Below are 13,872 nucleotides of genomic sequence, written 5' to 3'. Positions count from 1 at the left end.
GGGATCGCGTACGTCATTTCCCCTATCGTCTCAAAAAACCCCTGGCCTGCATCCACCAGAGGAACGCGTCGAACCAGTGGTCGCTCGTCGTTCCTTTCGGTTTCAGGGCAAACCCGTGGCCGCCATGCTCGTAGAGATGAAGTTCCGCCGCGGCGCCCGCCTTGCGCCATGCCGCATAGAGCCGCACGCCGTCGTCGGGCATGTAGGCGTCATCGGCTGCGGCGGCGATGAAGGCGGGTGACGCCCCGGGGGGAACGGGGGTGCGCAATCCGCCATAGAGCAGGCCGACAAAGGACGGTCGGGTGGACTTGTCGCCGATCGCCAGGTCCGCCGCGACAAAGGCTCCTGAAGAGAAGCCGATGAAGCCCACCCGTCCGGGATCGACGCCCCATTCTTTCGCGTGTTGACGCACGAGGAGGATGGCGCGCGCGCCATCCTCCATTGCATGTGGCTCGCCAGCGAAGGGGGGCAGTTCATCGGGTAGGCCGCTCCTCGCCCGGTCCGTGATCGTTTGCATCTCCTTCATATGGACGGGAGGCATATGCATCGCGTCATCGGGGCTGCGGATCGTGCGATATTTCAGTACCAGGGCTGTCACGCCGCGTTCCGCCAGCCTGCGCGCCACCGCGATTCCTTCGGTTTCATAAGCGAGGCCGACAAAGCCGCCCCCCGGCGCGATGATCACCGCGGCGCCGTTTGCCCGGCCGGGGGACGGGCGAAACAATGCCAGCGTGGGGCGACTGACATTGAAAATCATGGTCTCGCCCGCTTCACCCACCCTGGCGTGCGTTTCCGGAACGTCGAGCGGGGCGGGAGCGCCTTCGGCATGGAGCGGCACCACCGTTGCGGCTCCCGGAGCCTGGGCGGCCGCGCAGAGCGGCAGCGTGGCGAGACCAAGGGATGCCAGCCTGGCCAGCGGTTTCAGGAGATCGATCATGATCAGAGCCGGACCTTGAGCGTGACATATGCCGAGAGCGGCTGAATGGGGGCGACGACCGGATTGCCCAGGTAGGAATAGGGGTCCCAGGCTTTCCTGTTGCCAAGATTCACGATGGAAACGCCAAGGGTGTACCGATCGACCGTGTAGGCGGCCTGTGCATCGATCACGGCATATCCGGGAACGGCGATGGTGTTGGGGAGCGTCAGTTGCCGCGAGGTATAGGCGGTCACTCCCGCCCCGAAGGACAGGCCCTCCGCCCAGCCGTGCAACAGCCGATAGCGCGCGGCGACGCGCCCGCTGCTCTTCGGCACGCGCGCGATCCGGTCTCCGGGGGACACGCCGTCGTCCCTTGTGTCCGTGCAGGCGTAATTGGCAAGCAGGGAGAAGGCCGGTGCGGGCTCCCAGACAATGTCGGCCTCCACCCCCTGCGCGCGCTGCCGCCCGCTCTGCACATAATATCCCACATTGTTCATGTCGGAGACGGCAACATTGTCATGCGTCTGGCGGAACAGCCCGATCGTGCCCGAAAGGCCGGTGCCGGGTAGCGCCGTCTTCACGCCGACCTCGACGTTACGGGAGGTCTCGGGCCTCGGCGCCGCCAGCCCGACAAATCCGAACGGCGCCCTGAATGCCGTCGCATAGCCCGCATAGAGCGCAACGCCCGGCACGATGTCGAACGTCGCCCCGATCCGGGGCGATATGTGAGAATATGTCGCCTTGTTCGCCACGCCGTAATCGCTCACTTCGTGGAATTTGAGCGCGGTGAAGCGCAGGCCTCCCGTCACATGCAGGCGACCGTACGTCGCCTGGTCCTGCGCGTAGACGGCATAGGTCTCATAATGGTCATTGGTGTAGGAATTGACCGGAAGCTGCGGCGTGTAGCGCAGGGCGTAGAGCGGGTTGGCGAGGTCGATCGTGCCGGAGGGCGTGTCGCTGACGCCGAAGCCCATGGCACTGTAGAAGCCCGTCCTATCATAATCGATGCCGCCAAGAAGCTGATGGGTGCCGCCCAGGAGATGCAGCCTGGCCGCGAGATTGGCATCGAAGGTGGCTTCCCGCGTGCGATCGTGCATCAGGATCGGCAACACATTGTAGACAGTGGGGGCGGAGGCATCGGTCGGAAACAGGTCCGGATCGACGAAACTGCCATATTCATGCACGGTGTTGTCGTAATAGCGGCCGGTAACGGTCAGCTTTGCGCGGTCGCTAAACGCGTGATGCAGGGCGACCGAGCCCATGCGGTTTTCGTTATGCGTCTCGGGCTGGTTGATCGGTGAGCCGGGAAAGGCATGACGATCGAGTTTGCCCGCAAGGGCCTCGTCAGCCGGGAGGCCGGAATATTCGAGGTTTCGCCGGTCGTTGAACTGGCCACGCACAACAAGATCCGTCTCGTCATCGATCTCGTACAGCAGGCTGGGCTGGATCGACCATTGCCTGCCATGGACCTTGTCGATCCAGCTTTCATAACTCTGGTACTCGCCGGCGAGACGGACGGAAACCCTTGGTGAGAGCGTCAGGTTGACGTCGCCATACGGGTTCAGGGTGGCATAACTGCCCCCGCGCATCGCCACATAGCCACCCGTCCTGTCATCCGGCCGTTCGGATTCGATGTCGATGATCCCGCCAAGCGGCGTGCCCAGGCCGCCGCCGTACAACGTGGCGCTCGGCCCTTTGAGAACCTCGATGCGCTCGACCCCCACCAGCGCGTTGGGGGCGAAGGCCTGCTGGTTGCCTGCGAAGATCGGCAGACCGTCGAGATAGATTTCGGCGGGGAATCCCCGCACGATCGGAGGAACGAACAGGATCGCGTCGCTTCGGGTGGGCGTGATGCCCGAGACATTGACCAGGGCGGCGCTCAGCGCGTGACTGTCCTGTTCCTGGATGAGCGTGCGGGTGATCACCTCGACTGACTGGGGAACCTGAATGAGCGGCGTATCGGTGCGCGTTGCGGCGAAGGAGGTCGGTGCGGTGTAGCTGAGGCGCTTGCCTTTTACCGTGAGCGTCTCTCCAGACCAGTTCCGTGTCTGGACGCCTGTCGTCTCATCGGCACTTTTTTTGGATGTCGCCGCCTTTTTCGATGCGGCGTTCGATGTTTCGGCGGCGATGGCGGCCGGGCCGTGACCCAGGGTGGCGAGGGCGCAGCCGCAGGCGAGCACCCATGCGCCGGACGCACGGAGACTGATGACATGTTTCATGAAAGAGATCCGGATCCGAGGCGGAAGACAGCCCGACGGTACTGGCGTGCCCCTGTTCTGGGACGCGCCATCCTGTTATCGGGCGGTGGCGATGACTCAGGCGGTGAAGGGCGGCCCCGTCGGCGGCGGTAACCGGATGCCGCGCGCGGAGGGTGGGGCATGGGCAGGCGGTAGAACGTGCCGGGTGCGATCAACGCGAACCGCCACGGATATCGCCATGAACGGAGTTGCCAGCACGATGCTCGGCAAATGCAGCAGCGGGCAGAGTGGGCAGTATCCGCCGTCGTGGTGACGATGCGGACCGGGCATGTCGCCCATCGACATGTCCGGCATATCCGCGCGCATCGCATGGGCATGGGCCTCACGCGACGGGAAGCCGATATGCAGCCCTGTCAGCCGCTCGAATGTCGCGCGCGGCATTTCATCCAGTCGTGCCTGGCTTTGCAGGGCGAGTTGCCCCAGCAGGCCCAACAGCGTCGCCAGCACCACGACGCCGCGCAGCGCGTGGGCCAGGCGACGGCCAGGCGATGAAATGCGATGGCGGGCCGCGCGCATCGATCCGGTCATCCGGCGGCGTGTGTCGGACCAGGCCACTGCCGGGAAGCCGTGAGCGCCATGGAGAATACCGGGCGTGCGCCGGTTGGAGACGACGCCTGTTTTTCCAGCTTCGGCGATTGGGCCGCGTTCGTCGGAGCATGCGCGTGGGCGCAGCCCCGGGCCAGGGCAAGCAGGGGCGGGCCGGCGCGCAGGGCGCGTCGGCCTGGTATGGAAGACATGGTTGTTGTTCCGTGACGTGATCGGACGATCGGGCCCCTTGGGGGCGAGCGGAATAGCCGGTTTACGGTGTCACGGGAGGATCGGCGGCCCGGTGGATGGGGGACGCGCCCGGCCGATGGAATTGGCGAGGCGAAGACAGAGTTCCGCGGGGCGAGAGAGGCTGTAGCGGACTCGCAGGCATGCCAGCAGAACGGCAAGCCCGAGCGCCAGAACCACGACCGGCAGGTGGAGCAACGGGCACAGGGGACAGTAGCCGTCGTCATGGCGATGCGGGGCGGACGAATGGCCCATGCCGGGCATGTCCGTACACATCGAAGCGGCCTGGGCGTCAGCGCATGCGGACGGGCCGATGTGCAGCCCGGTCAGGCGTTCGAGCGTCATCCGCGGCATTTCGCCCGGCAGTGCGCGACTCTGCACCGTCAGTTGGCCGAGGAGTCCGATCAGGGTGCATGCGACGAGGACCAGATACGCCTGACGTATCCAGCCGCTCCACCGATCGCATGCAGCCGAGCCCGACGACATCGAAAAAGCTGGCCCCTTTTATCGAACGAGCCGATCAGTTCATTCTGGCGGCCGGGAGAGCCTTGATGGCATGTTTTGCGCGGCTCGTCCAAAACCAGCCGCTGCGCGCACGGATGGGCATACCGTGAACGCGCATGAACGGGCGTCCTCCTTCTGGCGACGACATCCGTGGCGCGGTGGCCCGTCCCGCAGGGGGGCCTACGGTTCCTGAACGTCATAATCGTCGCGCGCCTGCATCATCGCGTCCCAATGGGTTGCGATCCACGCGGCAAAGGTCTCGAGCGCCGGCACCAGGCTGGCGCCCATCGGACTCAATTCATATTCCACGCGCGGTGGGACTTCAGCGTGATAATGACGGACGACAAGCCCGTGCCGCTCGAGCATCCGGAGCGTCACCGTCAGCATGCGTTGCGAAATTCCGGCTACATCCCGGCGGAGGCGGGAAAACCGCTGGCGGGGCTCCGGCGCTCGCGCAAGTTGCAGGATGACCAGGATCGTCCATTTATCACCCAGGCTGGTCATGACGCCGTGTTCGCTACAGGACGCCGGCACGGGGGATTTGGCCATGAGTTCTCTCCGGGTAACCGAGGCACGGCGAGGTGCCGTCTTGTGGCGTGCATCCTTGGGTATAGTTTCATGACGATCAAGAGTTATGAAACGGAACCATAGCCATGCGGATTGCCATCATCGGGGCCGGACACGTGGGCGAAGCGCTGGCTACGACGCTTGCGCGCGCGGGGTACGAGGTCGCGGTCGCCAATTCCCGGGGACGGGGCAGCCTGACCGACTTTGCCCGGCGCACGGGTGCCACGGCGTGCGATCTCCTGGACATATCGGCGGGCGCGGATGTCCTGATCGTGGCCATTCCCTTCGGCCGGTTGCCGCGGATTCCGGCTGAGGTCATGACCGGCCTGTCGAGCGCGGCAATCGTCGTGGATGCCAGCAATTACTATCCGCTCCGGGATGGGCACATCGCGGCCGTCGAAGCCGGGCAGGTGGAATCGGTCTGGGTGGCCCGGCAATTGGGGCGGCCCGTCGTCAAGGCGTTCAACAACATCATCGCCGACCGCCTGCCCCGTCAGGGCAGGCCGCCTGCCGGCGACGGGCGCATCGCGTTGCCGGTCGCCGGGGACGATCCTGCCGCCCGGGGGGTGATCATGACGATCGTCGACGCGCTGGGGTTCGATCCTTACGACGCGGGAGCGATTGAGGGTTCGTGGCGTCAGCAGCCGGGGCAGCCGGCTTATTGCACCGACCCGAGCCTTGCGGAACTGCCGGGGCTGCTCCGTCGCGCCGATCGGCAGGCGGCTATCCGCAATCGCGATCGGGGCGCACGCCTGATGGCGAAATTGCCGGCCGACTATCCGCCGGACGACCTGGTGCGTATTGCGCGGTTTTTTGTCGGGCTCGACAGATCGCGCCCTGCAAGCTGGATGGCTGTGTTCAGGCTGGGTGTTACCCTGATGCGCGGTCGTGCGTGATGATCCCGAAAACCTTCCTGCGGTGCATGCGGCCCGGTGACCGACCAGACCGAGGATCTCAGGGCGATCACCGGGGGGGGACGACGCCGACGGCGGCAGGAACGGCAGGGTGAGAAGGGTGGCCCGCGCGATGAGGTTCGGCGGTTTCTTCACCGCGTAAGGACGATGCGTGCTTGCCGGTGTCCGGATTTTCCGTGAGGAAGTGGGACGATGTGAGGCAGGAAGGGCGGGCGGCGTGTTTCTCCGGCAGTTGACCTATCTCGTCGCGCTCGATCGGTTTCGGCATTTCTCGCGCGCGGCGGAACATTGCGGGGTGTCGCAGCCCGCGCTGTCGGCGGCGATCCGGCAACTGGAGCATGAGCTGGGCGTGACCATCGTCCGGCGCCGGCAGAGGGTGCTGGGCCTGACGCCGGAGGGCGAGCGGGTGCTGGCCTGGGCGCGGCAGAGCCTGGCCGCGCTGGATGGCTTGCGCCAGGAGGCGGACTTTGCCCATGAGGTCGCGGGCGGCAGCCTGGCCATCGGCGTCATGCCGCCGGCGCAGCAACTGGCGCCGCTGCTGATGGAAAGCCTGCGTGCCGCGATCCCGGCGCTGCATCTGGAACTGACCGTCGCGGCGCATGACGATGTTCTGCGCGGGCTGTCCGAACAGCGTTTCGGCCTGGGCATCGTCTATCTCGACCAGTTGCCGGCTGGCGGGCCGTTCGAGGCGCATGAACTCTATGTCGAGCAGCAGGTGCTGGTCGGTGGCCCGGGGATCGCGCTGCCGGGGCGTGCCCGGTGTTCGTGGCGCGACGCGGCGGGGCTGCCGCTGTGTCTGCTGGATCGTTCGATGCGCAGCCGGCAGGTGATCGACCGGTGTTTCGCCGAGGCGGGCGGCCAGCCGGATGTACGGTTCGAGACCAACGCGCTGGAACTGCTGCATGCGGAACTGCGCGTGGGGCGCCTGGCGTCGATCCTGCCGGTGGCGGCGCTGCCGTCGCGCACTGGCGGCGTGCCGTTCCAGTTCCGGCGGCTTGACCCGTCGCCGACGCCGGCGGTCGGGCTGGCGCGGGTGCGGCAGCCCATGACCAGCGCGCTGATGGCGCGGTGCTGGCATGTGGCGCGCGGGCTGGTGCTGACCGATGTGTTGCGCGTGTGACGGCGGAGTGTTCCTTCAGCGCGATGCCGCGGCCCTTCGGGCGGTGGGTCGGGTCCGGCGCAGCGATTCGGAAAACATCCTGAGGGTGACTGTCGGCCTGCCCAGGTCCTTCCAGGTTTTCTCGGCGTAGAACGGGTCCTCGTGGTTGCCGAAATACGCGAACAGATGGGCGACGAATTTCATCTTGGGGTTGAAGAGGCCGATCAGCCTGATCACCCAGAGGGGCGCCACGCGAATTTTGAGCGTCGGATCGTAATGCCGGACGAACTGCTCCATGGCCTGCCGGACGGATAGGGCCTCCGGCCCCTGGACCGGACAATGCTCCGGCATCGCCGCGGGATTTTGAAACGCCCCGACCACCAGCCGCGCGTAGTCGGCGACGGAGACCCAATAGACCTTGACCCGGGTATTGCCGATCCATTGCAGCGCCCGCCCGTCGATCATGTTCGGCAGCAGTTCCATGAAATGGGTCGGCGCGAAAAAACTGTGCGGAATGCCGGAGTCCGCGATGATCCTGTGTCCTTCCATCCGGATCAGGTTCGGCACCATGTTGTTCCGGATGTTTTCCAGTGCCGGAGGATAGGCGCCGAGCGCGCCGATCTTGGCGATATAGCGGATGCCCAGCCCCGTTGCGGCGGTCATCAGGTTCCGCACGCCGTCCCGCTCTTCGTAAAAGGGAAGGCCCGGATCCGCCGTTTCGGTGGCGAGATTGAGGTAGATGGCGTCCATCCCGGCGAGGGCGGCGCGCAGGCTTGGAATGTCCCGCAGATCTCCCTGGACGATTTCGACGTGGGGCGGCAGCATCCTTGCGGCCTTGTCGGGCGAGCGGACAATCGCCCGGACGTCGAAATGCTTCGCGAGTTCGGTCGCGACCGGCGCGCCGAGCCGGCCCGTCGCGCCGATGACGGCGATTTTTTCGATCGGATTCATGGTTGGTGCCGCTCCATCGATGCAAAGATCGTCCTGAGTGTGTTCGGGTCGTAATGCCGGTCTATGGCCGCCTGCCTGAGTCCCAGCCCGCGCAGCAGGAAATGGACCGTCTTTTCGACCAGCTTCTCGCGCGGGACGCCGTATTCGACGACCTCGATGCCAGGCAGGCTGATGAGATGCAGCGTGTTCGCCAGGTGGTGAACGAACCAGATGTCCGCGCTGCCGATCTCGACGCCGTCCTCGACATCGCCAGCGATCCGGGCGGCTTGAAACGATTGCGCGAAAATGCCGGTCCACGGTTTCACATGCCGGTCGAGGAAGGCTTTCGCGAACCGGCCGTCGCCCAGGAGGCTGGCTGTGACGAGGCGCTTGGTGTCGTCATGGGTGCGTGCCGGGCCGATGCCGGGAAAGACCGCCTGCACCAGCACGGCGACGCCCGTGACCAGTGTCGCCGTCGATGGCGGTGCCGAGGCAAGGAGACGGTCGCCGACCGTATTCGCCTCGACGCAATGGCGTTCGAGCGCCGCGTAGAGCGCCTCCTTGCCGGTGAAATGCCGGTATAGCAGGGCTTCGGAGACGCCCGCCGCCCTGGCGATTTCCTTCGTCGTCGCGCCCTCTCGTCCGAGCCGGGCGAAAATCGGGGCGGCCGCCGCCAGGATCGCGTTCCGGCGGTCGGTGGCGGACAGTCTTGATGGATGGGGGGGCATGGCTTCTCCTTGGGGAGATTTATAAGTGAGTACTTACTAACATTCAAGGGCTTTTGCGCCGCGCGGCGGCGGGCGGCTCGTCCCCTCTTTCATAAGCGGCCTTTATGGACCGATCAGGAGAATGACTTGGACGCGGCGTGCGGCCGCCGCCACTGTCCGCCGCCGGAAAAGGGGAGTGCGGCGGGTGGAGGCGTGCGGGGGCGAGGGGCGGTGGGGCTGGCTGTTCGCGCCGTCGTGGGCGGACCTGGGGTTCGCGCTGCGGACGGCCTGCGCGGCCATCCTGTCGTTGCTGATCGCGATGGCGATGGAACTGGGCAGCCCGCAATGGGCGCCGCTGACCGTCTGGACGGTGGCCACGGCCTCGCGCGGGGAATCCTTTTCCAAAGCGCGCTGGCGGCTGGCGGGCACCGTGGCGGGGTGCTGCGTGGGTGTGGCGCTGATCGCCACCTTTCCGCAGGAGGCGGGGCTGTTCTTTCTCTGTCTCGCGCTGTGGGCGGGGCTGTGCTGCGGCCTGGCCACGTTTCTGGACGGGTATCGCAGTTACGGTTTTCTGGTCGCCAGTTTTACCGCGGCCATCGTCGCCACCGACGGCATCGCCGCGCCCGATGATGCGTTCTTTATCGCCATGGCGCGGGGGACCTATATCGCGCTGGGTATTCTCTGCGAGAGCGTGCTGGCCATGCTGTGTTCTCCCGGCCTGCGCGAGCGGGCGGGGGCGGCCTTGCTGGCGCGGCTGCGCGGCGTGTCGGCGACCGCCGGGCGCATGCTGGCGGGCTGGCAGGCGGCGGCGCCCGCCCCGGCGGCGGAAAGCGGGTTGCTGGCGGAGATCATGGCCGCGTCCGGCCGGGTCGAGTTCGATGTGCTGGAAATGGGACCGGGTGCCGGGCGCGCGGCCGATCATGCCCGCGCCGCCCTCGCCGAACTGCTGGCCGCCGTGGCGCGCGTCCGGGCCGGCGCGCGGTGGCATACCGTGCGCGAGACGCTGGAGGCCGGCGCCCGCCACATCGATGCCCTCGCCGCTCCGCGTGCCGGGGATCGCTTCCGCTTCCGCACCCGCTCGGTCCGGCAGGCCACGCAGGGCGCGCGCAACGGCGCGCGGGTGGCGGTGGGCGTGCTGGGCGCGGCGCTGGCCTGGCATGTCACCGCGTGGCCGTCGGGAAGCGGCTTCATCGCCTATGTCGTGCTGGTCTATGGCTTGCTGGCGACGCGGGACGTGCCGGCGCTGGCGTCGGCCGGCTTTGCCCGTGGCGCGATGGGCTGTGCCGTCGTCGCGGCCGGCTATGTGCTGCTGGTGATACCGATGGCGACGGCGCCCGAGGTGCTGGCGGCCTGTCTGCTGGTGCCGATGGTGATCGGCGGCCTGGCCGCGCGGACGCCGCGTCTGGTCAACCAGGCTTTTTCCTTCAACATGTTCCTGCCGGTCCTGATCGGGCCGTCCAATGGCGGGCGATACGATGAAAGCGCCTTCCTGAACGGGACGATGGCGTTTCTGGCGGCGGTGTTCTTCGCCGGCGCCATGTTCCGCCTGGTGCTGCCCTTCCGGCCCGACGAGCATCTGCGGCGCACGATCGCCTGGGCGGAGCGGCGGGCCGTCGGCCTGGCCACCGCACGGCGCCTGCCCTCGGCCCACGACTGGCTGATGACGAACGCGGACAGCATGGTCCGTGCCGTCCGCACCGGGCGCGACCTTCCGCAGGCGCGGCTGTTCGCGTATTTCGCCGCCCATATGGAAATGACCGTGCAGGGCATGTGCGTGATCGAGTTGCGCGAGGCCATGGCCGGCGGCCCGCTTGCCGCGGGGGGCGCGCGGCGGCTGGCGGTGTTCCTGCGCGCATGGGCGCGCGATCCGGCGCGGGCGCCAGCGCTGGTGCCGGGGGTGTTGCGGCGGGTCGACACGCAGTCGGCCACGGGCGGCGAACTCGCGATCGCGCTCCAGGCCATGACGCGGCGCGGCCGGGCCGATGGGATGGCGGTGGCGTGAGGACCGTGGCGTTGCCGTGGCGCGCGCCCGCTCAGGCCTCCGCCGGTCGCGCGGGGCGTGCCTGTTCGAGATAGTCCGCGCCGCCGCGCGCGGCGTTGACGATGCGATAGACCGTGCTGCGGTGGATCTTGTAAGTGTGGGCGACATGGCGCGCATCGGCCGTCTTGTTGCGCATCATGGCCTGGATCGCGGTGATCTGGGCATTCGACAATTTGCGCGGGCGGCCCATATGGACGCCGCGTTCGCGCGCGAGCTTTCGTCCGGCCGCCGTCCGGTCGCGGATCAGGGCACGGTCGAATTCCGCGATGCCCGCGAAAATGGTGAGGATCAGGCGGCCGGCGGGCGACGTCGTATCCGCCCACGGTTCCTGGATCGATTTGAATCCTGCCCCGTTCTGCTTCAGCTTTTCCACGATGTCGAGCAGGTCGCGCGTGGAGCGCGCCAGCCGGTCCAGGCGCATGACGACGATGATGTCGTCATGGCCGGCCGTACGGAGCAGGCGTTGCAGCGCGGGGCGCCGGGTGGACGCGCCCGAGAGTTTTTCCTTGAAGATCATGGCGCAACCGGCCTGTTGCAGGGCCTGTATCTGCACCGCGAGGTTCTGGTCTTCGCTGCTGACACGCGCATATCCAATAATCATGTTCAGAGTCACGACCTTTTGAAAAATTTATAAAAAAAGACGCGATTGGAGATTTCGCACCGAGTTCTATTCTCACATAAATGTGTTGCATAAGGTGTAACTTTTGCCATCTCTTCTAATGCCTCTATTTATTCTTGATAAATTCAGCATAATGTCCAACATTTTCTTTATTTTCGTCAGATCGAACCGTATGATACCTGGATGGGAACTTCTACCCGGATTTAGATGTTTCTTAATCAAAAGTTACACCTTTTGAGACTCCTGTGCCGGGTGCCGACCTGTCGCCGGAGTATGAGGTTCTGCTGCTTTCTGGTCGATATGGACCTGATATCATTGATAAAATAATTCCGCCGCCATGTGGGGCGGGCGAACCGGACGAGGCGGTGCTCGCGGTCGGTCGCGGCGTGCATCTGACGGTCCGGATCTGGCAGCTCGTTTTGGAAAACATGTGCCGAATCGTGCTGGATGGCGGATCGATGGACATCCTGTCCGACGATGCGGGATATCAGGGGTGCGCCAATATCTGGATCAGGCGATTGTGCGATTGTCTTACTGTCGATTTCATGAATTTCTCGGGCTCTATTGCTTTTCTTAATATCATACCGGACGAGGAGCATGATTTTTATCTGAAAATCGTATTGAAAAAGATTTTCCGGGTACGTATTGAATGCGACGAGTATACAAATAAATGTTTTATTTATGTTTTTACTTCGGATTGTGATTCCGCATCAGATATATTCTATATCCAGGTGCATGGTGGCGCGTTCTTTTTTTTGTCGAAGGACGGAGACGGTCGTTCCCGTTCCATGACGGTGCTCCCCGATGCGGGGGAGAGCGTGACGCTTGTCTGGAAACCCGACCCGACACGGATCCCCGCTTCCGCTTCGGCCAGCCTGTCCTCCCATTGACGGGAGGCGGAACGCCCATGAATCCGCCCGCCTTATCCACGCCGCCTTGCTTCGCGCGTCAATGGCGGCCGATTGCCTGGGAATATCGCCCATCATGAAGACTGGATCGCACTCCTCCGCCGATGCCGGCCAGCGCGCGGCCGACCTGGCGGACCTGGGCCGCCGGCGCGATTTCATGCGCCTGACCGACGAGAACTGCCAGGCCGTCCGCTCCGTGCGGGAGATTATCGACCGGGCCTTGCCCGGCGCGCTCGACCGGTTCTACGACCGGATTCGTGCCACGGGTGACACGCTTGGATTCTTTTCGTCCGAGACGGTCATCGCGCGGGCGCGGCATGCCCAGCAGGACCATTGGAAACATGTCTCCGGCGCCGAACTCGATGCGGATTATGCCGCGCGGGTCGCCCGGATCGGGGTGGTCCATGCCCGGATCGGGCTGGAGCCGCGATGGTATATCGGTGGATATGCCATCGTCCTGGACCGGCTCATCCATGCGGTCATGGTGGAATTGCTGCCACGGCGGCGCAGGTGGCTGAAGAAAGACCCGATGTCGCCGGAACGAATGGCGCAAATCGTCGGAAGCCTGTGCAAGATCGTCCTGCTGGAGATGGACCTGACCATCTCGGTCTATCTGGACGAGGCCGAGCGGCGGCGGCAGGCGGACCGGGCCGAGGCGATCAGGGCGGAACGGCATCTGGTCTCGGAGCGCTTCGGCACGACCATCGGCCGGATCGCGGACCGGGACCTGTCGGCCACGATGGGCGATGAATTGCCCTCGGCCTATGGCCCGCTGCGCGAGAACCTCAATACCGCCATCGTTTCGCTGCGCGACATATTGGGAACGGTGGGAGACGCGACCCAACAGATCGACATGGGGGCGGACGAGATCAGCACCGCGATCCGGGATCTGGCCGGGCGCACCGAGACGCAGGCGGCTTCGGTGGAAAAGACCGCGTCCGCCGTCGAACAGATCGCCGGCATCGTTTCGTCGGCCGCCGCGCGCGCCGCGGAGGCGGAGAATTTCGTCAAGGAATGCCAGGTCATCGCCGAACGGTTCGGCGCGATGGTCGCGCGCGCGACGGCGTCGATGGCTGAAATCGCGCGGTCGTCCGAGGCGATCGGCCGGATCATCGACGTCATGGAAGGCATCGCCACCCGCACCAGCCTGCTTGCCCTGAATACCGCCGTCGAGGCCGCCCGGGCCGGGGAGGCGGGGAACAGCTTCAAGATCCTGGCGCAGGAGATCCGCGACCTGGCCACGCGGGCCGGCGCGGCCTCGAAGGATGTCCGCGAGCTGGTCGGCACGTCGGGGCGGCAGGTTGCCGGCGGCGTCGCGGTGATGAACGAGGCGAATGCCGCCACGAGTGCCCTGATCGCCAGCGTCAGGGAGATCGGGCGGCATCTCGAGGCGATCGCCGTGGCGTCGCAGGAGCAGGCCGCGACGCTGCATGAGATCAACGGCGCGGTGACGCAAATCGACCGGGGAACACGGCAGAACGCGGCGATGGCCGAGCAGGCCTCCGCCGCCAGCGCGCGCATGGCCGGGGAGGCCGCCCATCTCAACGGCCTGCTGGCCACGTTCGAACTGGGCCTGGCGGCGCGACCCGCCGCCAGGCCGGAGAGAGGCCGGTGACGCGTCCTGCGAGCGATGGC

Annotated in this window: 13 protein-coding genes; 5 read left to right on the top strand and 8 right to left on the bottom strand. The window is 65.9% G+C overall.

Going from position 1 to position 13,872, the window contains the following annotated elements:
* Positions 1-22: 22 nt before the first annotated feature.
* From HLH48_RS01005 to HLH48_RS00985, 5 genes are all read right to left on the bottom strand, one after another.
* Positions 23-778 carry an alpha/beta hydrolase gene (locus tag HLH48_RS01005; RefSeq protein ID WP_220794943.1) on the bottom strand — a complete coding sequence of 252 codons (756 nt, stop codon included), beginning with the start codon at positions 776-778 and terminating at the stop codon, positions 23-25.
* A 161-nt stretch (positions 779-939) separates the two neighbouring features.
* Positions 940-3,135: a TonB-dependent siderophore receptor gene (locus HLH48_RS01000; RefSeq protein ID WP_182995630.1), complete on the bottom strand. Its 2,196-nt coding sequence runs from the start codon at positions 3,133-3,135 to the stop codon at positions 940-942.
* 96 nt (positions 3,136-3,231) lie between these two features.
* Positions 3,232-3,690, bottom strand: coding sequence for a DUF2946 domain-containing protein (locus HLH48_RS00995; RefSeq protein ID WP_220794942.1), 459 nt, complete (start codon positions 3,688-3,690; stop codon positions 3,232-3,234).
* 291 nt (positions 3,691-3,981) lie between these two features.
* Entirely contained in the window at positions 3,982-4,293 is a 312-nt protein-coding gene (locus HLH48_RS00990) for a DUF2946 domain-containing protein (protein ID WP_182995629.1), read from the bottom strand.
* A 339-nt stretch (positions 4,294-4,632) separates the two neighbouring features.
* Positions 4,633-5,001: a winged helix-turn-helix transcriptional regulator gene (locus tag HLH48_RS00985; RefSeq protein WP_182995628.1), complete on the bottom strand. Its 369-nt coding sequence runs from the start codon at positions 4,999-5,001 to the stop codon at positions 4,633-4,635.
* Positions 5,002-5,105: 104 nt separating this feature from the next.
* Between HLH48_RS00985 and HLH48_RS00980 the strand changes: the two genes are divergently transcribed.
* Complete coding sequence (locus HLH48_RS00980; RefSeq protein ID WP_182995627.1) at positions 5,106-5,915, top strand: NADPH-dependent F420 reductase; 810 nt, start codon at positions 5,106-5,108, stop codon at positions 5,913-5,915.
* A 235-nt stretch (positions 5,916-6,150) separates the two neighbouring features.
* Positions 6,151-7,053: a LysR family transcriptional regulator gene (locus HLH48_RS00975; protein WP_182995626.1), complete on the top strand. Its 903-nt coding sequence runs from the start codon at positions 6,151-6,153 to the stop codon at positions 7,051-7,053.
* Between the two features lie 15 nt (positions 7,054-7,068).
* Here the strand turns inward: HLH48_RS00975 and HLH48_RS00970 are convergent, their stop codons facing one another.
* Both HLH48_RS00970 and HLH48_RS00965 read right to left on the bottom strand, forming a co-directional pair.
* Positions 7,069-7,983: an SDR family oxidoreductase gene (locus HLH48_RS00970; protein ID WP_182995625.1), complete on the bottom strand. Its 915-nt coding sequence runs from the start codon at positions 7,981-7,983 to the stop codon at positions 7,069-7,071.
* Positions 7,980-8,690, bottom strand: a complete 711-nt coding sequence (locus tag HLH48_RS00965) for a TetR/AcrR family transcriptional regulator (RefSeq protein WP_182995624.1) — start codon at positions 8,688-8,690, stop codon at positions 7,980-7,982. The genes HLH48_RS00970 and HLH48_RS00965 overlap by 4 nt, the downstream gene beginning before the upstream one ends.
* 175 nt (positions 8,691-8,865) lie before the next feature.
* Here HLH48_RS00965 and HLH48_RS00960 point away from each other — a divergent pair, with 175 nt between their 5' ends.
* A complete protein-coding gene (locus HLH48_RS00960) occupies positions 8,866-10,671 on the top strand; it encodes an FUSC family protein (protein WP_343065385.1) in 1,806 nt (601 codons plus the stop codon).
* A gap of 31 nt (positions 10,672-10,702) precedes the next feature.
* Here HLH48_RS00960 and HLH48_RS00955 read toward each other — a convergent pair whose 3' ends face one another.
* Positions 10,703-11,311 carry a recombinase family protein gene (locus tag HLH48_RS00955; RefSeq protein WP_182995622.1) on the bottom strand — a complete coding sequence of 203 codons (609 nt, stop codon included), beginning with the start codon at positions 11,309-11,311 and terminating at the stop codon, positions 10,703-10,705.
* Positions 11,312-11,574: 263 nt separating this feature from the next.
* Between HLH48_RS00955 and HLH48_RS00950 the strand changes: the two genes are divergently transcribed.
* Both HLH48_RS00950 and HLH48_RS00945 read left to right on the top strand, forming a co-directional pair.
* On the top strand, positions 11,575-12,219 hold the full coding sequence (locus HLH48_RS00950) for a hypothetical protein (protein WP_182995621.1): 645 nt from the start codon (positions 11,575-11,577) through the stop codon (positions 12,217-12,219).
* A 94-nt stretch (positions 12,220-12,313) separates the two neighbouring features.
* Positions 12,314-13,852, top strand: coding sequence for a globin-coupled sensor protein (locus HLH48_RS00945; protein ID WP_182995620.1), 1,539 nt, complete (start codon positions 12,314-12,316; stop codon positions 13,850-13,852).
* Positions 13,853-13,872 lie beyond the last annotated feature (20 nt).

This window comes from Gluconacetobacter sacchari (genome assembly GCF_014174255.1).
In the GTDB taxonomy this organism is placed as follows: domain Bacteria; phylum Pseudomonadota; class Alphaproteobacteria; order Acetobacterales; family Acetobacteraceae; genus Gluconacetobacter; species Gluconacetobacter sacchari.
The sequence above is the reverse complement of the archived record's forward strand: the minus strand, read 5'-3'. Positions and strand labels throughout refer to the sequence as shown.